At 64.8% G+C, this 23,315-nt stretch carries 12 protein-coding genes; 6 read left to right on the forward strand and 6 right to left on the reverse strand.

The window, feature by feature from the left end:
* The 5 genes from MRBLMU1_RS04890 to MRBLMU1_RS04910 form a co-directional block, all read right to left on the reverse strand.
* A complete protein-coding gene (locus MRBLMU1_RS04890; RefSeq protein ID WP_363497857.1) occupies positions 1-1,656 on the reverse strand; it encodes a glycoside hydrolase 43 family protein in 1,656 nt (551 codons plus the stop codon).
* Between the two features lie 19 nt (positions 1,657-1,675).
* Positions 1,676-4,486, reverse strand: coding sequence for a TonB-dependent receptor plug domain-containing protein (locus MRBLMU1_RS04895; RefSeq protein ID WP_363497860.1), 2,811 nt, complete (start codon positions 4,484-4,486; stop codon positions 1,676-1,678).
* Between the two features lie 128 nt (positions 4,487-4,614).
* Positions 4,615-6,093 carry a pectinesterase family protein gene (locus MRBLMU1_RS04900; RefSeq protein WP_363497863.1) on the reverse strand — a complete coding sequence of 493 codons (1,479 nt, stop codon included), beginning with the start codon at positions 6,091-6,093 and terminating at the stop codon, positions 4,615-4,617.
* 2 nt (positions 6,094-6,095) lie between these two features.
* On the reverse strand, positions 6,096-7,460 hold the full coding sequence (locus MRBLMU1_RS04905; RefSeq protein WP_363497866.1) for a glycoside hydrolase family 28 protein: 1,365 nt from the start codon (positions 7,458-7,460) through the stop codon (positions 6,096-6,098).
* 13 nt (positions 7,461-7,473) lie between these two features.
* Positions 7,474-7,722, reverse strand: coding sequence for a hypothetical protein (locus MRBLMU1_RS04910; protein WP_363497869.1), 249 nt, complete (start codon positions 7,720-7,722; stop codon positions 7,474-7,476).
* A 129-nt stretch (positions 7,723-7,851) separates the two neighbouring features.
* Here MRBLMU1_RS04910 and MRBLMU1_RS04915 point away from each other — a divergent pair, with 129 nt between their 5' ends.
* From MRBLMU1_RS04915 to MRBLMU1_RS04925, 3 genes are all read left to right on the forward strand, one after another.
* Positions 7,852-10,137, forward strand: a complete 2,286-nt coding sequence (locus tag MRBLMU1_RS04915; protein ID WP_363497872.1) for a hypothetical protein — start codon at positions 7,852-7,854, stop codon at positions 10,135-10,137.
* A gap of 145 nt (positions 10,138-10,282) precedes the next feature.
* On the forward strand, positions 10,283-11,989 hold the full coding sequence (locus tag MRBLMU1_RS04920) for a phospholipase D-like domain-containing protein (protein ID WP_363497874.1): 1,707 nt from the start codon (positions 10,283-10,285) through the stop codon (positions 11,987-11,989).
* A gap of 130 nt (positions 11,990-12,119) precedes the next feature.
* A complete protein-coding gene (locus MRBLMU1_RS04925; RefSeq protein ID WP_363497877.1) occupies positions 12,120-13,091 on the forward strand; it encodes a hypothetical protein in 972 nt (323 codons plus the stop codon).
* Between the two features lie 34 nt (positions 13,092-13,125).
* On the opposite strand, the gene MRBLMU1_RS04930 is transcribed toward MRBLMU1_RS04925, so the two are convergent.
* Positions 13,126-14,637, reverse strand: a complete 1,512-nt coding sequence (locus MRBLMU1_RS04930) for a YifB family Mg chelatase-like AAA ATPase (protein WP_363497880.1) — start codon at positions 14,635-14,637, stop codon at positions 13,126-13,128.
* A gap of 279 nt (positions 14,638-14,916) precedes the next feature.
* Here MRBLMU1_RS04930 and MRBLMU1_RS04935 point away from each other — a divergent pair, with 279 nt between their 5' ends.
* From MRBLMU1_RS04935 to MRBLMU1_RS04945, 3 genes are all read left to right on the forward strand, one after another.
* Positions 14,917-16,665 (forward strand): hypothetical protein, encoded by a 1,749-nt coding sequence (locus MRBLMU1_RS04935; protein WP_363497883.1) that lies wholly within the window; start codon positions 14,917-14,919, stop codon positions 16,663-16,665.
* A 366-nt stretch (positions 16,666-17,031) separates the two neighbouring features.
* A complete protein-coding gene (locus MRBLMU1_RS04940; protein WP_363497886.1) occupies positions 17,032-19,992 on the forward strand; it encodes a TonB-dependent receptor in 2,961 nt (986 codons plus the stop codon).
* A 114-nt stretch (positions 19,993-20,106) separates the two neighbouring features.
* The gene (locus MRBLMU1_RS04945; RefSeq protein WP_363497889.1) at positions 20,107-23,235 is read left to right on the forward strand and encodes a glycoside hydrolase family 2 TIM barrel-domain containing protein; all 3,129 of its coding nucleotides are present in this window, start codon (positions 20,107-20,109) and stop codon (positions 23,233-23,235) included.
* The last annotated feature ends 80 nt before the right edge of the window (positions 23,236-23,315 follow it).

A 23,315-nucleotide genomic window follows, 5' to 3' on the forward strand; every position in this document is an offset into this window, starting at 1 on the left:
TCATTGCGCCGTGACGCGGAAGTAGTCGACGTCCAGGCTGGACGCCTTGGCACCAGTGCTGCCGTAAGCCCCGTCGCCGACGCTGAACACGCCGATCTGCGCGCCCACCCAGCGGCCCTTGCTGATCTTGAGCGGCTGGCCCACGGTCTGGAAGGCCACGTTGTCGGTGCTGTAGGCGAAGCTTGCCATCGCCCCGGGCGCCATGCTCATGCGCAAGTACAACGTCGAGGGCGCCGACGGCAACACCACGGTCGCGGTCTCCTTGCAGCGCACCGCGGCCGGACCGCAGGTGGTATAGACCAGCTGGGTGGCGTCGGCCGTCTTGCGCAGGCCCAGCCAGGCATATTGCATGGCGTTGACGATCAGGCCGGCACGGTCGCCGTTGTTGGCGTCGTTGAGCTGGACGCGGGTGTTGACGACGAACTCGGGCGCCGGCAGTTTTTGCGCCAGGATGGACGGCGCCGCGCGGACATAGTCGGCCGCATCCGGCGCCGCCTGGGTGAACAGGCGCAACTGGCCGGGACGTTCGCTCAGCGAATACCACTTGGCGTTGCTGTTGGCGTTCCACTGCCATTGCAGTCCGAGGCGGGAACCATCGAATTCATCGGAGGTGGGCGGTGTTTTGACCGCCGCGCCGGCCACCGGTTTGACGTGGGTGGTCACCGGCTGCCCGGCGCCCGCATTGGGCCCGGCTTCGCCCATGATCGGCCAGTCGTCGACCCAGCGCATCGGTTGCAGATGGACTACGCGGCCGTAGGCGGCCCTGTCCTGGAAGTGGATGAACCAGTCCTTGCCGTCCTGCGCGCGCACCCAGGCGCCCTGGTGCGGACCGTTGATCTCCGTTTTTCCTTGTTCGAGCACGGTGCGCACTTCGTACGGCCCGTTCAGGCTGCGCGAGCGGAACACCGACTGCCAGCCTTCCTCGACGCCGCCGGCCGGCGCGAACACGTAGTAGTAGCCGTTGGCCTTGTAGAACTTCGGCCCTTCCAGCGTTTTGTAGCCCTTGATCGCGTTGCCGTCGATGAGGGTGGTGCCTTTGGCGTCGAGCAGCTTGCTGGCGTCCGGCGCCATGCCGCGCAAGGTCAGGATATTGTTGAAGCCGGCCCGGCTCTTGGCCCAGCCGTGCAGCAGCCAGGCTTTGCCGTCGTCGTCCCACAGCGGGGTCGGGTCGATGATGCCTTTGCCCGGCAGCAGCAGCTTGGGCGCGCTCCACAGGCCGTCGAACCGGTCCGCCGTGATGACGAAGATGCCGTGGTCCGGGTCCGGGTAGAAGATCCAGAACTTGCCGTCGTGATAGCGCAGGCACGGCGCCCAGACGCCCTCGCCATGGCGCGGCACGGCGAAGCGTTCGGACGGCACCAGCGCCGGCAGGGCGTGGCCGATCAGCTCCCAGTTGACCATGTCCTTGGAGGTCAGCAGCGGCAGGCCGGGCGCGCTGTTGAAGCTCGACGAGGTCATGTAATAAGTGTCGCCGACGCGGATCGCGTCCGGGTCGGAATAGTCGGCGTGCAGCACGGGATTCTTGTACTGGCCGTTGCCGAGGTCCGATACCCAGGGCGCGGAGGATGGCTTGGCCGGCCCGTCGCCCTGGGCGGTCTGGCAGGCGGCCAGCGCGAGCGGCAGCAACATGGCGCCGGCGATTTTGTGACGGTTCATTGTTTTCATGGTCATGGCATCAGAAGGTGTATTCGGCACGCAAGGTATAGGCGCGGCCGATCGGCTTGGCGATGTTTTGCGCAAACACCACGCGCGAGCTCAAGCGCTGGTTCGACAGCGGCGGTTCTTCGTTCAGCAGGTTGTTGACGCCCAAGGTTACCTTCAGGTTATCCGAAAACTTGTAGTTCGTGCTCAGGTTATATAGGATGTAGTGGTCGATGACGTTGTGGAATGGCTGGCCCGGTTTCTGCGTCGGCAGCGCGTTGGTGTCCTCGTAGCTGGAGGTATAGGACTGCGTCAGCTGCGCCCCGAACCTGGCGTAGTTCCACGAGAAGCGCAGGTTGTGCTTCCATTTGAAGATGTAGGTGTTGGCCGAGGTCGAACCGGTCGCCAGCGCGCCCGGACGGCCGACGCTGTCGACCCAGGCACCGCCGGCGTCGTTCTGGCCTTCGTACTGGTCGACATAGGTGCCGTCGAGGTTGACGCCGAACTTGCCCCACTGCTTGGTCGGCACGACGTAGCGGAAGCTGACGTCGACCCCGCGCGTGTGCAGGCCGCCCATGTTCATGCGGGTGACGACGATGTAGTCGAGGGTGCCGTCCGGATTGCGCGTGAACAGGTTGTTGTAGCGGTTGACGTCGGAGAAGATGGTGTCCTCGGTGATCTGCGCGATGGTGCCTTTCATCTTGATGTCCCAGACATCGAACGACAGCATCATGTTCTTGACCGGCTCGAGAACGATGCCGGCGGTGTAGGTGCGCGATTCCTCCGGTTGCAGGTCCGGGTTGGCGCCGGTCAGGGTGGTCAGCTGGGTGTTGCAGACGCGCGCCGGATCGAGGTTGAGGCCGGCGTAGCGCGGGTCGGTGGTCAGCGAACCGGTGTTCGGCTGCGACGGCGTCGGGCTCGGGCACAGCAGCGGGTCGTCCCAGCGGTTGACCGACGGCGTCCGGGTGCGTGCCGCGCCGTACAGCTCCGGCAAGGTTGGCGCGCGGAAGCCGGTGCTGGCGGTGCCGCGCAGCATGACGGCGGTGTGCGGTTCCCAGCGTACGCTGGCCTTCGGGTTGAAGGTCGAGCCGAAATCGCTGAAGTGGTCGGCGCGGGCCGCCAGGGTGAGGTCGAGCTGCTTGGTCAGCGGGGCGTCGAGCTCCATGTATAGGCCGCCGATGGTGCGCGCGCCCTTGGGATTGGTGCCCGGCGCGCCGGACGTCTTGTAGGTCACCGCGTTGGCCAGCATGCTGGTGCGGTCGCTATACATTTCGCGATGCAGGTCGCCGCCGACGGCGATCGCCAGCGAGCCGCCTTCGAGCGGCATCAACTCGCGCGACAGGTTGAAGTCCGGCCCGAAATACTTGACGCGGGCGGTGCGGTAGTTTTCGCCATCGACGCTGATGCTGTCGAGATAGGCGCGGCCCTCGGCGTCCTGTTTGCCGAAGGGATTGAGCGTGCCGTTGGCCACGCCCGCGTACAGCTCCGGCGTGGTGACGAAGCCGCTTTTGTAGCCGACCCGGCGCTCGCTCATGGCGGCGTTGAAGCCGACGCGGTAGTCCCAGCCCATGACCGCGCCTTCGTCGGCGACGACGATGCGGTTGGTGTTCTGGCGGTCGTGGGTGCCGGCCGTGCCGAGTTCGTCCAGGCTCCACGTCAGCGCCAGGTCCTGGCCGGTGACGCCGGCCACGGCCGGCACGCCGCCGCTGCCGCCCGGATACCACTTGCTGCTGCGGTTGATGAACAGCGGCTTGCGCACGCCGGGGTTGAGCTTGTCGTAATCGGTTTGCGCGCCGAACACCTGCGGCGGATTGAGCGCGTCGATGTAGGACTCGGTGTTGAGCATTTCCACCGTGAACAGCTTGTCCTCGCCGTGGCGGATCGAGGCCTTGGTGAACAGCGTGGTTTGCTTGTTGTCGGGCAGCAGTTGCGGGTACAGTGTCGGGTCGAGGATACAGGTTTTGGCGCCGGCGCCGGACGCCTTGGTCGAGGCCAGGCTGTAGGGTGCGTCGTAGTTGCTGCCGCAGCCGGTGGCCCAATAGGGGTTGCCGGTGGTGGTAGTCGGCTTGCCGTTGTTGTAGACGGTGTAGTTGGCCGGCGACGACGAGGAGCCGGAGGTGTTGCTGGTGAAGACGGTGCCGCCCAGTTGCGCGATGCGATTCGCGTCCCAGATTTCCGGACGGCTCTTTTGCATCAGGGACGTGCGGCGCTGCATGTCGAACGCGGCGAAGACGTTCCAGCCGTCCTTTTTCAGGTCGCCGGTGCCGCCGGTGATGGAGACGCGCTGCTGCTCGCCGCCGCCGGAGCGTTGCGGCTGGACGATGCCGGCGCTCAGGCTGACCTTGTTGACGGTGCGCTTGGTGATGAAATTGATGACGCCGGCGATGGCGTCGGTGCCGTAGATGGCCGAGGCGCCGTCGCGCAGCACCTCGACCCGCTCGACCGCGCTCATCGGCACGACATCGACGTTGACCGAGCTGGCGCCGATCGCCTCGTTGGGCAGGCGCCGGCCGTTGAGCAGCACCAGCGTGCGGTTGGTGTTCAGGCCGCGCATATTGATCATGGTGCCGCCGCCCCCGCCGCCGACCGGCTCGTTGGTGGCGCCGGTGACCAGCGAGGTGGCGACCTCGGACATCGTGGTCAGGCCCTGGGCTTCCAGCTCCTCGGCCTTGTAGGTGGTCAGGGGCAGGGCGTTCTCGGTGGCGATGCGCTTGATCGACGAGCCGGTGACTTCGACGCGGGTCATGCTGTCGTCGGTTTGCTGCGCATAAGCCGGGTTGGTCAGGGCCAGCACCGCGAGGGTGATGGCGCTGAGGACGAGCCGGGGGTTGGTGGTGGTTGTCATGTTCAGTCTCCTATTTTTTTATAATGGAACGTCTGTGGTGAAGCGGTACAACGGTAAAACTCGTGAAGACATCGGAAATAGGCCATGCATGCGCCGTCGGCGGCTCAACCATGGCCGATTACGCTGCGCTAATCCGCCCTAAGTGTTTGTGTTGGTGTTTGTGCGGAAGGGGCCCAGCCCTTGCCCTCATCGAAACTCCTGAATATTTGCTGGCGGCTCCCGAAGCGGGCGGCGACCTGCTCCGCCGTCAGCACATGCCCCGCCGTGCGTTGGCTCAAATCCAGCGGCCGCCCCGCCAGGTCCATGCTGCCGAACTCGCCCCAGCCGGCGCCCGGCCTGGCCTCCGGCGTTTGCGGTTTCTTCGGAGCCCAGCCCTGCGCGGCGATATGACTGTCCATCCGGCAGTTGATAAAGCTGACGTTGTCCCACGTCGCCGGCGGTCCCTGCCGTGCGAGGTAGGCTTTGCCCGCCGGCACATCGTTCCCCAGCGGTCCCGGACCGTGCGTCAACCGGCTGTTGAGGAACACGAACCCCGGCTCCCCCGCCGCGACGGTGCGCGCCTGCACGATGTAGCCGCCGCCCCCGGCATGGGCGCTGTCTCCGACGGTGCGGATCTCGCTGTCCTCGAACAGCGCCGCGCGGTTGCCGCCCCAGATGAAGTCGACATTGCCGGCGATCAGCGTGCGATGGAACCACGAGTAGCCCTTGACCTGGATCGTGTCCTGCTCGCTGAAGAAGCTGGCGTTTTGCGCCACCAGGCGCCCCCGGTCGCTACTGAAGACCAGCGTCTCGGCCTGTCCACCCTTGCTGTGCGCGCGTACGGAGTTGTTGATCAGCGTGAGATTGTCGAGCGTCACAATGTCGGCGTCCTCGATCAGGAACACCGAGCGGCCGCCGTTGGCGGCCGGTGTCAGCGGGCCCCGGCCGGCGCCGGTTCCCGGATTGATGCCGTCGTTGTTGGTCGCTTCCAGGATGACGCCATCCCGGCTTTCGCCATGCAAGGTGACGTTGTCCTTGCCGCGCAGGTATAGCAACTGGTCGTAGCGGCCGTTGGCGATGCGGATCGATACCGGCGCCGCGCGCGGCAACCGGCGCATCGCGTGGTTGAGCGCGCCCTGAACGGTGCGGAAGTCGGCCGGTCCGTCATCGTCGACGCTGAGGCTGTCGCCGGCCGGCGCCGCCGCGCGGGTACGGAAAGTCCAAGGGGCGATGCTGGCGCTGGTGAACACGCCGGCATCGACGACGACTTCGTACTCGGTGTCATAGTCGAGTTTGGCGCTGCGCGGGCGTATGGTCGCGGTCGTGCCTCGCACGATGATCGGGGTGTAGCGCACCACGCGCTTGTATTCCTGTTGCGCGTTGCCGATGACATCGACGTCTTCGCCGGCGCGCAGCTCGTCGACCAGGGCGCGGTCGGCGACGCGGTAGATGCGGACCGCGCCTTCGGTGCCGAGCACCGGCGGCTTATCGAAGGCGATCCGCAGTGGCGTATCGATCTGGACATCGGCGGCGCGCGCCGCAGGCGACAGTTTCAACTGCGGCGCGCCGGCGGCGTGGCCATGCAGCGGCAACGCCGCTCCGAGGAGGACGAAAAAAAGGAGCCGCATGATCATTGCCGCGCGACTTTGACCGGCCAGCCCTCCGGGCCCTCGGGGAAGGGGACGAAGCGCTTGGCGCAATCGAGCGCACTCGCGTCCGGCGCGTTGAGTTGGCCGTCGAGCTTGATGGACGAGGTCTTGACCGGCGGGTTGCCGTCCACCACCACATCCTTTAGCGTCAGCCGCAGCGGATGGGCGTCGTCGTAGCCTTGCAGGATCACCTGGCCCGGCGTCAGGCTGTGCACGCTTTCCATGCGCACGCCGGTGTACGACGGGATCAGCTGGCCGGCCGGGCCGGGTTCGTAGTTGGTGTCGACATATAGCGGCCAGCGGTTGTTGCGCAGGCAGACGTTGCGGTAGACGATGCCGCCGACCACGCCGCCGCGCCGGTCGTTGCTCTTGATGCGCAGGCCGGAGGTGGTGCCGTCCATGTCCAGGTCGTCCACCAGCACGTTGCGCACGCCGCCGTTGGTTTCGCTGCCGATCGACATGCCGTGGCCGCTGTAGAAGTGGTTGTGCAGGATCGAGATGTTCTCGCTCATGCCGTTGTTGCCGGCCTTGATGGCGATGTTGTCGTCGCCGGTGCGGATGTAGCTGTGGGCGATGGTCACGTTGCGCGAGGCGCCGGGGTCGATGCCGTCGCTGTTGCGCGCGTCATGCGGCGTATCGATGCGCACGGCCCAGGCGGTGAAGCCGTCCACCTTGTTCAGGGCGACGTGGAAGTTGGGCGAGTTGCGCAAGGTGATGCGGTACATCGTGAAGTCGCGCGCGTTGTCGATCTGGATCAGGCGCGGCACGTTCTGGCGCAGCTTTTCCTTTTGCGCGCGGCGGGCGATCTGCCACCAGGTTTCGGGCTTGCCGTCGATCGGTTGGCCGCCCTGGCCGTCGATGGCGCCGTCGCCCATGATACCGGCGCCCCTGGCGCCGTTGACGGTGATGAAGGGGCGGCAGCCCTTGCCGGCGGCATCAAGCGTGCCGCAGGTTTTTTCGCCCTGGTCGAACAGCATCGGATTGGTGCTGGCGTACAGCGTGACGCCGGCATCCACCACCAGGGTGACGCCGTTGCCGATTGTCAGCGGGCCGGCGGTGAAACTGGTGTTGGCCTTGTTGTCGCCGCCCGCCGCCAGGTGGACCGCGCCGCCCTGGGTGCATAGGTCGATGGCTTTCTGTATGCGCGCGGCGTCGTCGCGGCCGGGTGTGGCGGCGTCGGCGGCCACGACCGCGCAGGACTTCGGCAGGGTTGGCTCGCGCACGTCGCGCGTGTCCTGCGCCAGCGCCAGTGGCTGGGCGCACAGCAGCGCGGCGGCCACGGCCGAAGCCACGAAGGACGATACAGGAACAGGCCGTTGTTTCGGGCCCAGGTTGGCGATGCGCATGACATGTCTCCAGTTATAGGCGCTGCTTTTTGCAGCGCTCACTGGAGTACCTCGCGTACTCCGCGCCGATAAGACGAGGGCCGCCGATATGGTGGCCGAGGTCGCTCGGTGGGTTGCTTGTTTCGGAAAAAAGATTAGCAGATAAGAATGAGCGAAACCATGCTTCCAGGTTCAGATGGGAAGAATCATTACGCGGATTGGTGGATTTCACAATGCCGGTCATGTCGAACAGCGAGCGATGCCCGTTCAAAAAAGTTCTCAAAAAGATATTTCTTTAGTTTAAACTACCGCCCGCGCAGCGCGCTTGACTGCGATTGAGTTGAAGGTGGCGGTGGATCATTTAATCAAAGTTTTGAGCAAAGCTGCGAGCAATGCCCGGGTCGGCATCGGCATGCTGTTTCTTTCCGGTCTGGCTGCCACTTGCGAGGTCCAGGCGCTGGAGACCGCCGGGCGCGAGCAGCGCAAGGTCTTGCCATTGCCTGCACGCCTGATCGACCACACTTCGCCGGTGAGGATCGACGGCGCGTTGGACGAGGACGCCTGGCGCAATGCCCCGGAGTTCGACACCTTCCACGAGTTTCTGCCCAACAGCGGCAACGCCGCGCCGGCCGCGCTGCGCACCACCGTGCGCCTGCTGATCGACGACGGCGCACTGGTGTTCGGCATCCGCGCCTGGGACCCCGCGCCGGAGAACCTGCGCGGCTCGCTGGCGCGGCGCGACAAGGTCGGCACGGACCAGGACTTCATCGGCATCTGGCTCGATCCGACCGGCCACGGCCGCGCGGCCCAGTTCGTACGCGTCAACACCGCCGGCGTGCTGAACGACGGCATGTACCGCGCCGACGAGGACGAGTCCGATCTCGGTCCCGATTTCCCGATCGACGCCGCCGTCCAGCGCCTGCCCGACGGCTACAGCATGGAAGTGCGCTGGCCGCTGTCGAACCTGCGCTTCCCCTATGCCGACGGCAAGGCCTGGCGCGTGATGATCGAACGCAACGTGCCGCACGCCGGCGGCCTGCTGCTGACCAGCACCCCGCTGACCACCGACACCATCGGCCATATCGGCGTGATGCAGGACATCGACGGCATGGGTGGCACGGTCGCCGCCGTGCGCGACCGCAGCTTCCTCGAAGTCAAGCCGGAGCTGACCTTGCGCTCGAACAGCGACACCGACAGCGCCGGCCGGCAGCGCGCCAACAAAGCCAGCCTGGGGCTGGAGATCAACGCCCGCCCGCGCGCGGACATGGTCTTCAACGCCACGCTGAACCCGGATTTTTCCCAGGTCGAGATCGACGAGCCGACGTCCTCGGGCGCCAGCCGCATCGCGCTGAGCCTGCCGGAGAAGCGTGGCTTCTTTCTTGAAAGCGCCGACGTGCTGGGACTGCCGCTGGCGGCGTTCTACTCGCGCACGGTGGCCGACCCGGAATGGGGCCTGCGCGGCACCTGGCGCGCGGCGCAGGCCGACGCCACGGCGATGAGCCTGCGCGACCAGGAGGGCGGCGTCGTGCTGCGCGGCGGACCGTACGAGACTGCCGAGTACGATCAAACGCGGCGTACCCTGACCAGCCTGCTGCGCGCGCGCTGGCACGCCGACGGCGCGCTGCTGGGCGCTTTCGTCTCTCAGCGCGACTATGGCGACGCCGGCAGCAACCAGGTGTTCGGCTTCGACGGCCAATGGCGGGGCGACGGCCGGCAGGCGACCTGGCTGCTGATGCATTCGCAGACCAGCGCCGGCTTCGTCACCGAACCGGTGGCCGACGTGGTGCGGGTGCGGTCGCGCAACGGCGCTTACCTGTCGGGCAAGTACACGCACCTGTCAGAGGACTGGTGGAACGAATTGAAACTGGAGGCCGTCGGTCCCGGTTTCGTCAACGACAATGGTTTTGTGCCGCAGACAGGCATCGTCAAGACCGACATCAACCTCAACCGCAGGCTGGGTCCTCAGCGGCTGGGCGTGATGGACACGGCGTTCGAGGCGTACGAGATGGAAGCGCACTTGGGGCTGCATGAGATCCGCACGGTGTCCGATGCGTTCTCGGGCCAGCAAGCCAACCAGATCGTCGAGCGCAAGCTGCAACCGGGTATCTGGTTCCGCGCAGCGCGCCAGACGGATTTCTGGGCCAACCTGGGTTTCGACCAGCAGCGCGGGCGCCGCGCGGGACGGCTGCACGATGTGCCGGCGCTGCACTTCGGTCTGGAAACGTCGCCGCTGCCGTGGATCACCAAGCTCAAGTCCGAAGTGACCCTGGGCAAGCAGCTCGACGTCGACGCCGACCGCGTTGGCCGGGGCGGCAACGCGCTGGTGGAGCTGGGCCTGCGCTTCGCGTTGCCGCGCGGCTGGGCGATGGAGCTGGACCAGCGCGTCAACCGCGCCTGGGTGCAGGGCACGCTCGGGCGGCCGGCCTTCGTCGACAACGGCTGGCGCTGGTTGGGCATGCTGCACTTCACGCCCGCCGATTCGCTGCGGCTGCTGGCGCAGAACACCTCGGCGGCGCGGCGCGACGACGGCGTCTCCGGCCTGGAGCCGTGGGCCGAGCGGCAGGTGCACCGCTCGCTGCTGTATCGCCACCTGTGGCGCCACGGCCGCTCGCTGTCGGTCGGCTATTCGCGCGACAAGACGCGCGCGCCGGATACGGTGAGCAAGTCGTTGACGATGAAGTTCCAGTGGGAGATGTGAGGCGGCCGTCTCCGAGCATAATTGATAGCAAAAATCTATGTTGTTTTGACATGTTCCGGTCATGCGCCGCTGCTACTGTCATTGCGTTGTCCCCGCTTGAGATTGTCAATTTCCCGCTTTCTAAACTTTCGGCACGGAGGAACAGATGGGCCAAGTCCAACTCAATGTGTATTGCAACACCGACGATGCCTTTCTGATCTGGAAGGCCGGGGAACTGGAAAATTGCATAGGCTTCGCCATCGAGCGGGTGTGGCTGGAAAGCGATGACGAGAACCGGCCACTGGATCAAGCCGAGTTCCTGCTGAACCGCGTCGGCTTCGCCAAGGATATCGGCGGCGGGCCCGATCAGCGGCAGCCTTCGGATGTCTGGCCGTTTCAGCGCTATAGCTGGACGGACCACGAGGTGAGCTTCAATGATCGTGCCAGGTATCGCGTCGTTCCGATGGTCGGCAAGCCGGGCGCGCTGGAGCCACGGGAAGAGTGGGCCAGTGCATGGGTCGAGGTCCATGCCGTCCAGCCGGCCGGCGGACGGCTCAGCTGCTTCTTCAATCGCCCCATGGCCGCGTCGCGCTGGATGGCCAAGGTCGCCGCCGAGATGGAGATCGAGACGGGAACCGAATTGGTCGAGCGGATATCGGACGTCTCCAGCGAATTCCTGCGCGATTTCTGCGGTGGTTCGCTGATCCTGGCGCTGCGCCAGCTGTTCGACAACGCCGACGGCAACCCAAACATCAGTTTGTACGCAGCCCTCTTCGAGCTGGAGGACGAGGAGGTCACGCGGCGCTTTTGCGACCTAGGACCGCGCGCCAACATCGTATTGGCCAACGGCAGCACCAAGGTGGCGGAACCGGATGCCAACGCCGAGGGCAGGGCGAAGGTGCACGAGGCGGGCTGCGTCGTCATCGACCGCATGACCGCCAGTCCCGGCAAAGTGGGCGCGCTGGGACACAACAAGTTCATCGTGGTACTGGATGGCGACCGGCCCGTGGCCGTTTGGACCGGGTCCACCAATCTGACGCCGACCGGACTTTTTACTCAAATAAACAATGCGGTGCTGATCGAGAGCGCGGAGCTGGCCACGCAATACCTGGCGCAGTGGCACCGTCTTGCCGAGGCGGAAAGCAAGGCGCCGTCGACCTTGAAGACGAGCAATGCGGCGCCCGATGCCGGCACCTCCGTTCCTGCGAAGATCGAGCCGTGGTTCACGCCGACGGTCAAGAACGCCGACCTCAAGCGTCTTCAAGCGCTGGTCGAGGGCGCGCAGGACGGCATCTTGTTCCTCTCCTTCATGCCCGGTCCGAACGGTCCGGTGCTCGATATTCTGGAGGAGCGCGCGCAAGGGCAATTCGTGCGCGGCGTGTTGAACCGGTTTGTCGGCGGCGCGGACGGCGCGCTGATGGCGGAGCTGGTCGGCGGCGGCAAACTGGATCCGATGAACCTGGACGTGTTCACGCCTTCCGGCATCAAGCAGCAGTTTTCGTTCTGGGCCAAGGAGTTCATGCGGGGCGGGAAAATCTCGGTCCTCGTGCACAGCAAGGTCATGTGCATTGACCCGTTCGGCGCGCATCCGGTCGTCGTCACCGGCTCGCACAATTTCTCCGAGATGGCGTCGGAAAGCAATGACGAGAATTTCCTGGTCATCGAGGGCGACCGTAGCGTGGCGGAGTCGTATGCGGCGCATATCATCTCGGTCTACGATCATTATCGCTGGCGGCAGTACGTTGCCTCCACGACCGCCGCAGGCAAGCAGCCATGGCAGAAACTGGACGACAAGGCGAGTTGGCAAAAGTCCCGGTTGAATTCGGCGAAGCAAAAGGCGGAATGGAAGTTCTGGATGGGTGGCACGACTTGATGTCGGGGCGGCGCGGCAAGTGGTCGCCGTCCAGAACGGTCATTTTCAGCGATCGCCGCTCCACCTGACCGTCGTCAAATTTGACGGGGTGGCGGCTCCTATACTCGAGACAGAACCTCGGGAGACGATCATGAAAACCACCTTGTCCGCAGCCGCCCTGGCTGCATCCTTCGTCATGTCGTTGACGTACAGCCAGGACGGCCTGGCGCAGCGGAGTATGGCGACTTTGACGCAAACCGGCACCAACAACAGCGCGGGGATCGAACAGGAGACGGCGCTCCGCACCCAGGCCGTGATCACGCAAACCGGCAATGACAATATCGCCGGGGGCGCCATGCTGGAGGGGGGCATCGTGCAGAGGGAGTCAAGAGGCGCGGCCACCATCACGCAAGATGGCAACCGCAACCTTGCCGGCGTCCTGCAGCAGCGGACGGGCACCCATGCCACCGCGACCGTCAACCAGGCCGGCGACGACAATTTAGTGCTGATCAGCCAGGTGAGCAATTTTTCACCGGCGGTCGAGGCGTTGCAGACAGGGACGCGCAATGCCGCCTACATCAATCAATCCAACGTGGACAATCTCGTGCGGACCCGTCAAACGGGCACCGACAATATCATCACCGTCGATCAGAACGGCGCCGCATATGGCGGCCCCTTCATCACGCAAGACGGCATCGGCAACGTGGCAAACCTTACCCAGTATTCGGACGCTTTCACCGGCGGTATCAGGATGTCCCAGACTGGCATGCGCAACAATGCCACTGTCGTCAGGAGCAGCAGCACTTTCGGCGAAGGTATGTCGGTTGTGCAAAACGGCATGGACAATCAGGCCGCGCTGACCAGCAACGGCGGCCGCAACCCTTCGTCCATTATTCAAAATGGCGACGCCAATACGGCGAGCGTCACCAAGAGTTTGAGCTTTAACGGATCGTCCATCATGCAGACCGGAAATCTGAATGCCGCTACCATCGTGCAGAGCGGGGTTGCGCTTTCGGGCTTGCAGCCGGCAAATGTCGCGACGATCATCCAGGCCGGTGACGGCTTCGTAGCCAGCGTCGCGCAGGCGGGCAGCGGCAATTTGGGAACGATCTATCAGCATTGAATTGCTGACTGTTCCCGTCTGACCTAAGAATAGCTTAGCGGTCGCGCAGCGCCCGCCGATACTGCACCGCCTCGCTGACATGCGCTTCGCCGATGCGTTCGGAGTGCGCCAGGTCGGCGATGGTGCGCGCCACGCGCAGGATGCGGTGGTAAGCGCGGCCCGACCATTGGAACTGTTCCATCGACGCTTTCAGGCACGCCTTGCCGGGCTTGTCCGGCTTGCAGAACTGGTCGATCTCGCGCGTGGTGAGGTACTGGTTGCGCTTGCCCTGGCGTTGCAGCTGCACCTCGGCGGCGGCCTGCACGCGGGCGCAAATGATGGCCGAGTGTTCGCCGTTGGCGTCCTCGCTGAGCACGTCCGGTTCGACGGCGGCCACTTCCATTTGCATGTCGATGCGGTCGAGCAGCGGGCCGGAGACGCGGCCCTGGTAGCGCTTGATCAGATCCGGGGAACAGTTGCAGACGCCGCTGCTGTGGCCGTTGTATCCGCACGGACAGGGATTCATCGCCGCGATCAGTTGGAAGTGCGCCGGAAAGTCGGCCTGCCGCGCGGCGCGCGAGATGGTGATGTGGCCGGATTCCATCGGCTGGCGCAGAACGTCGAGCACGCGGCGGTCGAATTCCGGAAGCTCATCGAGGAACAGCACGCCTCGATGCGCGAGCGAAATCTCGCCGGGGCGCGGCACGCTGCCGCCGCCGACCAGGGCCACGCCCGACGACGTGTGGTGCGGCGAGCGGAACGGCCGGCGCTTCCAGTGTTCGATGCGAAAGCCGCCCGTCAGCGATTGCACGGCGGCCGCTTCCAGCGCTTCCTCGTCCGTCATCGCCGGCAGCAGTCCGGCGAAGCGCGAGGCCAGCATGGTCTTGCCGGCGCCGGGCGGGCCGACCAGCAGGATGCTGTGGTTGCCGGCCGCCGCCACCTCCAGCGCGCGCTTGACCATGATCTGGCCTTTGACGTCGGCGAAGTCGGGATATTCGGCCGGCACGATCAGTGGCGACGATTCGTGGCGCGACAACATGGACTCGGCCGATTTGGCGGCGAAGTGGGCGCACACCTGTAACAGCGATTTCGCCGGATAGATGGCGGCGTCGGCGACCAGCGCGGCCTCGTCGGCGTTTGCTTGCGGCAGGATGAAGGCCAGGCGGCCGCCGTCGCGCCGGGTCGCGAGCGACATCGCCAGCGCGCCGCGTATCGGTCGCAGCTCCCCTGACAGCGACAGCTCGCCGGCGAATTCATATTGGTGCAGGCGCGAGGAGGGGATTTGCTTGGATGCGGCGAGGATGCCGAGCGCGATGGGCAAATCGAATCGTCCCGATTCCTTGGGCAGGTCGGCCGGCGCCAGATTGACGGTGATGCGCTTGGCGGGAAACTCAAAGCCACCGTTCTGGATGGCGGCGCGCACGCGGTCCTTGGCCTCCTTGACTTCGGTGTCGGCCAGCCCGACGATGGTAAAGCCGGGCAAGCCATTGGCCAGGTGCACTTCGACGTTGACTTCCTGCGCGTCCATGCCGGCAAGGGCTCGGCTTTTCAACACGGCTAGACTCATCGGTTTCCCCTGGGCTGGTGGCGCGAATCAGACCAGTATAGGAAGCGGCGTGGGAAACGGTTTGCGGGTGAGCAGACGGGCGTCTGATTGGCACGTCTCCAACCCCGGGGTCAGTTCCGACATGCGGACAAATGGCGAAAAACTGGAACTTTTTTGGTTTTTAAAAGTTCCTAAATGTCCGAATGTCAGACCTGACCCCGAAGGTTGAGGCCGTACGTTGCGCGTCGAAATATTGGCGGGTGGTAAAGTTGTAGCTACCCCAGCCTTTTCGGAGCACCCATGTTCGCAGATGTTGTCGTTCGTCGAGTTGTCGCTTCCGTGTTGTTGGCCTCGCTTGCCCTCGGCTCCGCCGCCGCGCAGGCGCCCAAGCCGCTGGTGCTGGTGCTTCAGCCGGGGCCGCTCAAAGAGACCGACGATATCGATGCCGGCAGCGGCGTGGTCGATGTGACGATGACGATACCGAACGTGCAGGCGGCCGCCGGCGTCCCGCTGTTCAAGCTGCCGCGCGTGGTGGCCAATGTCGAGACCATCGCGCTGACGTTGAAGGATCTTGTGGTGCGCGATGGCTTCGGCGAGGTGCCGCTGGCCGCGCGCGATGTCAAAGGTACTGATGGTCCGGTGCGCCACTGGTCGTCCACGCGCGAGGTGCAGGGTGATCTGGTGATCCATTATCAGGCGCCGATCGATAACAAGCCGCCGGCCCGTGGCGCGGCGCCGCCGTACAGTTTGCGCACCGAAGGCGGCGGCTTTTCCGGCGTCGGCAATGTGTTCCTGCTGCTGCCCGAGGGCGATAAGAATTATCCGCTGTCGTTGCGTTGGGACTTGTCCAAGCTGGGCGCGGACTCCGCCGCGACGTCGAGCTACGGCGAGGGCGATCTGAATCTGCCGAACGGGGCGCCGTCGCGGCTGTGGTCGACCATCTTCATGGCCGGGCCGATGGCGCGCGTGCCTGCCGAGGTGGCGCCGCATGGCTTTTCGTCCGCCTGGCTGGGAACGCCGTCCACCGATCCTGCGCCGCTGATGGAGTGGGCCGGCAAGCTGCATCAGTGGATGAACGGATTTTTCGGCGATGGCAAGCAAGCGCCGCCTTACCGCGTGTTCCTGCGCTATAACCCGATCAACGCCGGCGGCGGCGCCGCGCTGACGCGGTCCTTCCTGATCACCCATGGCAAGGGCGTTTCGACCGACGACCTGAAGATCACGTTGTCGCACGAAATGGCGCATACCTGGACCGAGGGCGTGGACGCGGCCTGGTACGACGAGGGCATCGCCGTGCATTACCAGGCGCTGGCGCCGTTTCGCGCGGGGCTGATCACGGCGCGGCAGTTTCTGGACAACCTGAACCACACCGCCGCGCGTTATTACTCCGACGCGCTCAACACCACGCCGGACGCCGAGATCATGCCGCGCTTCTGGGAGGACACGCGCATCCGCACTTTGCCCTACGATCGCGGCGCGATGTACTTCGCGGTGGTCGACGCACGCGTCCGCAAGGCTTCCGGAGGCAAGCGCTCGCTGGACGATCTGGTGCTGGAGATGAACCAGCGCCGTGGCGCCAAGCCAGATGCAAAGTCCGACGCCAAGCCCGTCGACATGGCCGCGCTGTGGCCGCAACTGCTGGTGCGCGAACTGGGGCCATCGGGCACGGCGTTGCACGAGGCCATGCTGGCGGGCGAGGTGATCGTGCCGGAGTCCGACGACTTCGGTCCATGCTTCAAGCGCACCGTCAAGAAAGTGCGCCGCTTCGAGCTGGGTTTCGAGCCCGCCTCGCTGGTGGGCGACGTCAAGACGATACGCGGCCTGCAGGCCGGTGGCGAGGCGGCGAAGGCCGGACTGCGCGACGGCGACGTGGTGACCTACGCGGTGGCGATGGACAAGATCCAGGGCGAGCAGGACGCGAAGCTGACGCTCAACGTCACCCGCGACGGCCGCCGTTTCCCCGTCACCTATCTGCCGCGCGGCGAGCGGGTCCAGGTGTGGCAGTGGCAGCGCGCGCCCGGTGTCGCCGATAGCGATTGCCGGTTGTAACGCCATCCCGGGCAAGAAAAAAATAATCGAAAAAATAATTCAAGTCGCCAAAAAGATGTGCTACGATCCGAACTGTTATCGATAACACGTTGTCGGTACACCCCGGTCTTTCCGGGTCTTGTTTTCTCAGTGTTTGTTGCGGCATCGCTGGATAACGCTTTGCCTCCAGTGGAGCTTTATCCCCGTCGCTCTTGGCCGGCGGCCTCACAACCGCCGGTTTTTTTTACTGTTAGAAAAAAGAGACATGCCGATTCGCAAGTGTCGAACTGTCGTACAATGTGGTTGAAACTTGTTATCGATATCATTTCGGCAGAGTTTCTAAAAACGGGCACCAAGCCCGTATAAAACAATAACGGAGATCATTCAATGAACAAGCAAGTCACTGTCGCGTTACAGGTGTCGGCGCTCGCGCTCGCCGTAGGGCAGGGGTTATTGGTGGCGCCATGCGCGCTGGCCCAGGAGCCGGAAGTTGTCGTCGTCACCGGTATGCGCGCCAGCGCCCGTTCCTCCCTGGCCATCAAGCGCGATTCGATGGAAATCGTCGATTCCATCACCGCCGAGGATATCGGCAAGCTGCCCGATCCCAACGTCGTCGATACCCTGACCCGTGTCCCCGGCGTGCAGGGCTACCGCTACGGCGGCGAGGGCGCTTCGCCCGTCGGCACCGGCTCGGGCCTGGTGATCCGGGGCTTGTCGGGACAGACCGCGTCGCAGGTCAACGGCCGCGCCTACTTTACCGCCGGCAGCCGCGAATACAATCTGGAAGGCGCGATTCCGGCCATGATCGCCGGCGTCGACGTGTTCAAGAATCCAAGCGCCGAGCATATCGAGGGCGGTATCGGCGGACTGGTCAACGTCCGCACCCGCAATCCGAGCGATTTCAAGGGCCTGACGGTGTCGATGGGTATCGCCGGCAAGTACAACGACCTGGCCAAGGAAACCGAGCCGGAAGTGTTCGGCCTGGTGGCCAACCGCTGGAACCTGTCGGGCGGCGCCAAGATCGGCCTGATGGCGGCCGGCGTCTATCAAAAGAGCACCGGCCGCTCGGATAACAACCCGGCCAATGGCAGCGCCAACTTCAAGCGCGCGATCCGCGCCGACAGCCAGGAATACGCCAACCTGGCCGCGGCCAACACCAGCAACAACCGCGGCCAGGCCAGTCCCGCCTACGTGGGCCGCACCGACGTCCACTTCCTGACCGGCGTGCCGACTTTGCCGACGTCGGCCACCGTGGGCGCCAACACGCCCGATCTGCGCGGACTGACGGCCGAGCAGGCGAGCAATGTGATGGCCGCGCCCACGCTGACCAACAACGTGTTCCAGGAAACCATCATGCGCGAGCGCAAAGGGTTGAACCTGGCGGCCGACTACCGCGCCGACAACACCTTACGCGTGTTCACGGAATTTAATTACACGTTCTACGAATACCACCAGAACTATCGCGGCCTCAATTCGGTCGACGGCGCCAACGTGCAGAACCTGCAGACCACGCCGTTCGCCTTCACCGAGGGGCTGGCCAACCGCAACAGCAACGGCGGCGCCAACGATGTGCTGGTGGGCCAGCGCCTGCGCAGCGGTACCTTCCTCAATTCCGGCGTCAGCACCACCGGTGGCGACGAGCGCCGGCCTTACACGACCTGGATCGCCGCCGGCGGCGTGGACTGGAATCCGACCGAGAACCTGGCGCTGAAATGGGACGTGAACTACGTCAAGGCCACGCAGAAGCAGGACAACCGTTCCGTCAATCTGGATTCGGCGCCCGGCCTGGGCTGGTCCACCAGCCGCGTCGCCGACGGCTCGCCGCACCAGTTGAACTTCGCCGGTCCGAGCCTGACCGATCCGGCCAACTTCGTCTACCGCGACTACAACAACGGCACCAACGTGAAGTACGACGACAGCGGTTACGCCAGCGCCCTCAGCGCCGCCTACATCGTCGGCGACGGATTCCTGCGCCGCGTCAAGGTTGGCGGCCGCTACGCGCACCAGGAAAGCACCTTCAACAATTACACCTTCAACGGCCGGCCGCTGACCACCGACGGCGCGGCGCTCGCCGCCAACCGCTCGAACGCCATTTCGGTGGCCACCGTCGGCCAGGTCGAGCAGTCGCCGACCAACTTCATGAAGGGCGAAACGGGTTACTCGGGCGGCTATCTGGTGTATTCGCCGGACCGGTTGACGGGCAACCAGGTGGCCACGCAGTTCCCCAACGCCGGCATCCGCCAGGAGGGCAACTATGTCGAGAACCTCGACGCGCGCCGCGTGATCAGCGAAAACACGCTGGCCGGCTACATGATGGGCGAGTTCTCCGCCTTCGACGACCGCATCGTCGGGAACGTCGGTGTGCGGGTGGTGCGCACCAAGGGCAAGGCGACCGCGCGCACCATCAACAACCAGACCACGCCGGTCAGCTATCCGGAAATCTTCCGCGAGACCTCGTACACCAACGCGCTGCCGTCGCTGAATGTGACCGGCTACATTACGCAAGATTTCCTGGCCCGCTTCGGCTACGGCAAGGGCATGACGCGCGCCGGCCTGGATCAACTCAATCCGAGTATTTCCGTCAATCCGGTCACCGGCACCGGCAACGTCGGCAATCCGGACTTGCGGCCGCAGACGGCCAACAGTTTCGACTTCTCGCTGGAGCGCTATTTCAGCAAGTCGAATTATGTGTCGGCGGCGATTTTCGACAAGGAGATCAGCGGCTTCTTCAACGGCATCACCCAGTGCCAGGCGGTCGCCACGGCCGTGCCGTACAGCGGATCGGCCGACAACGGTTGCACCGGCGGGCAGTATTCGGTGACCAAGTCGGTCAATTCGGAAAAAGGCTATGTGCGCGGCATCGAGATCGGCGGCCAGTACTTCCTCGACGCCTTCGACGGCATCTGGAAAAACTTCGGCGTGGCCGGTTCCTATACCCACGTCAACACGTCGAACCCGGTCAACTTCGGCACCGCGTCCGCGCCGCGCATCGTCGCCACGCCGCAGCCGATGCAGTCGAAGAACAGCTATAGCATCTCCGGCTTGTACGAGGACAAGAAGCTGTCGGCGCGCCTGGTCTACACCTGGCGCTCGGAGGCGATCCTGTTCGGCGTGTCGGCCAATCCGATCGAAGCACGATACATGGATTCCAACGGAGTTCTCGACGGTTCTATAAACTACCAGCTCACCGACGAGTTTACCCTGTCGTTGAACGCGTCGAATATACTCGACAAGGCAATCAACCGTTATGTCGGCGAACCGGGCACGTATCAGACCAACCTGGAGCGCCAGCACTACGGCAATGGACGGACCTTCAGCCTGGCACTGCGCTACAAATTCGGCAAATAAACCGGGGCGCTGTCATGGACAAGACGGAAGGTCGCACCTTCCGTCTTTTTTCGTTTTTGGGACAAAAAACAATAAAGGAGATACAGACAGATGGCAAACCCGATGGCAAAACAGATGAAACTTCGCCTTTCCGTCCACGCATGCCTGCTGGCGCTGGCCAGCCTATCGATGGGGGCGGCGCAGGCCGCGCCCCCCACCGAGTGGGAACAGCCCGAAGTGGTCGCCGTCAATCGCGAGCCGATGAAGGCGACCTTTTTTAATTTCGAGAGCCGGGAAAAGGCGATCGCCGCCGATCCGGCCGCGTCGAAGTATTATCTGTCGCTCGACGGCACCTGGTCGTTCGCGTACTCCGAGCGGCCCGAGACCCGCCCCAAGGACTTCTACCGCGACGACTTCGACCTCGCCGGCTGGAAGACGATCCAGGTGCCGGGCATGATCCAGGCGCAGGGCTACGGCAAGCCGATCTTCACCAATATCGATTACCCGTTCCCGATGGCCGAGCCCTTCATTCCGCCCGCGCTCAACGAGGTCGGCTCCTACCGCCGCGACTTCGTCGTCCCCGCCGATTGGGATGGGCGCGATGTGTTCCTGCATGTCGGCGCGGCCGGCGCGGCGTACTACATCTGGGTCAACGGCGAAAAGGTCGGCTATTCGGAGGATTCCAAGCTGCCGTCGGAATTTAATCTGAGTAAGTACGTCAAGCCGGGCAAGAACAGCATCGCGATCGAGGTCTACCGCTGGGCCGACGCCTCGTATCTGGAGGACCAGGACTTCTGGCGCCTGTCCGGCATCGAGCGCAGCGTCTACGTGTACGCGGAGCCGAAGTCGCGCCTGCGCGACTACACGGTCACGGCGCTGCTGGACAAGAAGACCTACAAGGACGGCCTGTTCTCGCTGCAGGCCGAGCTGGCCGGCGCGCCGTCCAACGGCGAGATCGCCGTCACCGTGTACGACGGCGACAAGGCGGTGCTGACCACCACTGGCCGCGTGCAGGGCGACAAGCTGGCGCTGGATGGCGTGATCCGCAACGTCAAACCCTGGTCGGCCGAGACGCCGAACCTGTACCGCATGGTCGTCGAGTACAAGGACGCGGACGGCAAGCTGCTGTCGGCGACGTCGCGCCGGATCGGCTTCCGCACGGTGGAGGTGGCCGGTGGCGAGGTGCGTGTGAACGGCAAGCGCGTGATGATCAAGGGCACCAACCGCCACGAGCACGATCCGGTCACCTACCGCGTGATGTCGATGGACCTGATGCGCAAGGACATAGAGATGATGAAGCAGGCCAACGTCAACGCCGTGCGCACCTCGCATTATCCGAACGACCCGCGCTGGTACGACCTGACCGACGAATACGGCCTGTACGTGATGGACGAGGCCAACATCGAGTCGCACGGCTATATGCAGGCCGGCGACCAGGCCATGGAAAAGGGCCTGCCGGGAGAACGCGAGAAGATCCAGCTCGGCTACAAACCGCACTGGAAGGCGGCCCATCTGGACCGCGTCTCGCGCATGGTCCAGCGCGACAGGAACCATCCGTCGATCATCTTCTGGTCGCTGGGCAATGAGGCCGGCACCGGTCCCAACTTCGACAACGCTGCCCAGTGGATACGCGACAACGATCCGACCCGTTTGATCAGCTATCTGGGCCACGGCACCATCGGCGAGGAGCACCTGCCCAACACGTACACCGACATCTACGCTCCGATGTACGACGATATCGAGAAGATGGCCGACTATGCGGCCGATCCGCGCTACAAGCAGCCGATGATCCAGTGCGAATACGCGCACGCGATGGGCAATTCGCTGGGCAACTTCGAGGACTACTGGCAAGTCATCCGCGCCAACAAGAAGCTGCAGGGCGGCTTCATCTGGGATTGGGTCGACCAGACCGTCTACATGAACGATGACAAGGGGCGCCGCTTCTGGGCCTCCGGCTTCGACGTCAACCCCAAGAACGGCGACAACAGCGTGGTCGGCGACGGCGTGCTGCGCGCCGACCGCACGCCCGATCCGGAATACTTCGAGGTGCAGAAGGTCTATTCGCCGCTGGTGTTCGAGGGCAAGCCGGCCTCCGGCAACATCACTGTGGTCAACCGCTACGACTTCAAGGACACCACGGGCCTGGACTTCGACTGGGTGCTCACCAACGACGGCGTCGAGGCGGCCAAGGGCGTGCTGAAGGTGCCGGCCGTGGCCGCCGCCGGCAAGCGCGAGGTTCCGCTGCGCTTGCCCAGGATAGGCAGCGGCGGTGGCGAGCAGGTGCTGACGGTGCGGGCCAAGGCGAAGGACGCGACCACGATGGGCGTGGCCGCCGGCAGCGTGGTCGGCTGGTCGCAGTTCGTGCTGGCGCCGGCGACCAAGATGGCGAAGGCGGCCAGGGCCGTCAAGCCGTCGCGCAACGGCGACGACATCCGCATCGAGGCGGGCAAGGCTTCGCTGCGGATGGACGCCAAGACCGGCCTGATCAATTACATCGTCGACGGCAAGATACTGCTCAAGGGCGGCACGCCGAACTTTTGGCGCGGCCTGAACGACAACGACGAGGGCACCGGCGTCGAGAAGACGCACAAGGTCTGGAAGACCTTCACCGAGCAGCGCAATGTCCGCTCGGTGGAGCTTGGCGCCAACAGCGTCAAGGTGCTGTACAGCTTTGGGGCCGGCGCGGCCCACTGGGAAACCGTCTACACCCTGAACGCCGACGGCGTGCTCGGCGTGGCCGCGACCTTCACCCCGCTGCGCGACGACTTGCCCGATCCACTGCGCCTCGGCCTGCGCTTCGACAACGACAACTCGCTCGACGGCGTGCAATGGTACGGCCGTGGTCCGCAGGAATCGTACGCCGACCGCAGCACCGGCTACGCCATCGGCCGCTATACCGGCAAGGTGGCGGACCAGTATCACGGTTACAGCCGTCCGCAGGAAAGCGGCAACAAGACCGACGTGCGCTGGCTGTCGCTGTTCGACGCGCGCGGCGCCGGGATCACCGTCCGGGGCGCGGCGCCGTTGTCGGTCAACGCGCTGGCCTTCCCGTACGAGGACTTGTACCTGCGTCCGCGCGGCGTGTGGAAGAGTTCGGAGATCGCGCCGCACGGCGACGGCTCGCTGCTGATCGACCTGGCGCAAGCCGGCGTCGGCGGCGACACGGGCTGGAGCCTGGACGGCCGTGCGCACGCCAAGTACCGCATCAAGCAGCAGCCGGCCAGCTACAGCTTCACCGTGGCGCCTTCGGTGGTGCGGCAGTAAAGCGTCAAACCCGGCCCGCGTTCGCCTGACCGTCCGCGATTCGGCTTAGGGGACGTACCCCGGAGGGGTACGTCCCCGCA

It is taken from the genome of Burkholderia sp. LMU1-1-1.1 (assembly GCF_040675865.1).
In the GTDB taxonomy this organism is placed as follows: domain Bacteria; phylum Pseudomonadota; class Gammaproteobacteria; order Burkholderiales; family Burkholderiaceae_D; genus Rugamonas.

Excerpts from the sequence above, each read along its gene's own strand:
- MRBLMU1_RS04930 (WP_363497880.1), bottom strand. The coding sequence starts at position 14,637 with ATGAGTCTAGCCGTGTTGAAAAGCCGAGCCCTTGCCGGCATGGACGCG.
- MRBLMU1_RS04890 (WP_363497857.1), bottom strand. The coding sequence starts at position 1,656 with ATGAACCGTCACAAAATCGCCGGCGCCATGTTGCTGCCGCTCGCGCTG.
- MRBLMU1_RS04925 (WP_363497877.1), top strand. The coding sequence starts at position 12,120 with ATGAAAACCACCTTGTCCGCAGCCGCCCTGGCTGCATCCTTCGTCATG.
- MRBLMU1_RS04895 (WP_363497860.1), bottom strand. The coding sequence starts at position 4,486 with ATGACAACCACCACCAACCCCCGGCTCGTCCTCAGCGCCATCACCCTC.
- MRBLMU1_RS04945 (WP_363497889.1), top strand. The coding sequence starts at position 20,107 with ATGAAACTTCGCCTTTCCGTCCACGCATGCCTGCTGGCGCTGGCCAGC.
- MRBLMU1_RS04900 (WP_363497863.1), bottom strand. The coding sequence starts at position 6,093 with ATGCGGCTCCTTTTTTTCGTCCTCCTCGGAGCGGCGTTGCCGCTGCAT.
- MRBLMU1_RS04940 (WP_363497886.1), top strand. The coding sequence starts at position 17,032 with ATGAACAAGCAAGTCACTGTCGCGTTACAGGTGTCGGCGCTCGCGCTC.
- MRBLMU1_RS04905 (WP_363497866.1), bottom strand. The coding sequence starts at position 7,460 with ATGCGCATCGCCAACCTGGGCCCGAAACAACGGCCTGTTCCTGTATCG.
- MRBLMU1_RS04935 (WP_363497883.1), top strand. The coding sequence starts at position 14,917 with ATGTTCGCAGATGTTGTCGTTCGTCGAGTTGTCGCTTCCGTGTTGTTG.
- MRBLMU1_RS04920 (WP_363497874.1), top strand. The coding sequence starts at position 10,283 with ATGGGCCAAGTCCAACTCAATGTGTATTGCAACACCGACGATGCCTTT.
- MRBLMU1_RS04915 (WP_363497872.1), top strand. The coding sequence starts at position 7,852 with ATGCTGTTTCTTTCCGGTCTGGCTGCCACTTGCGAGGTCCAGGCGCTG.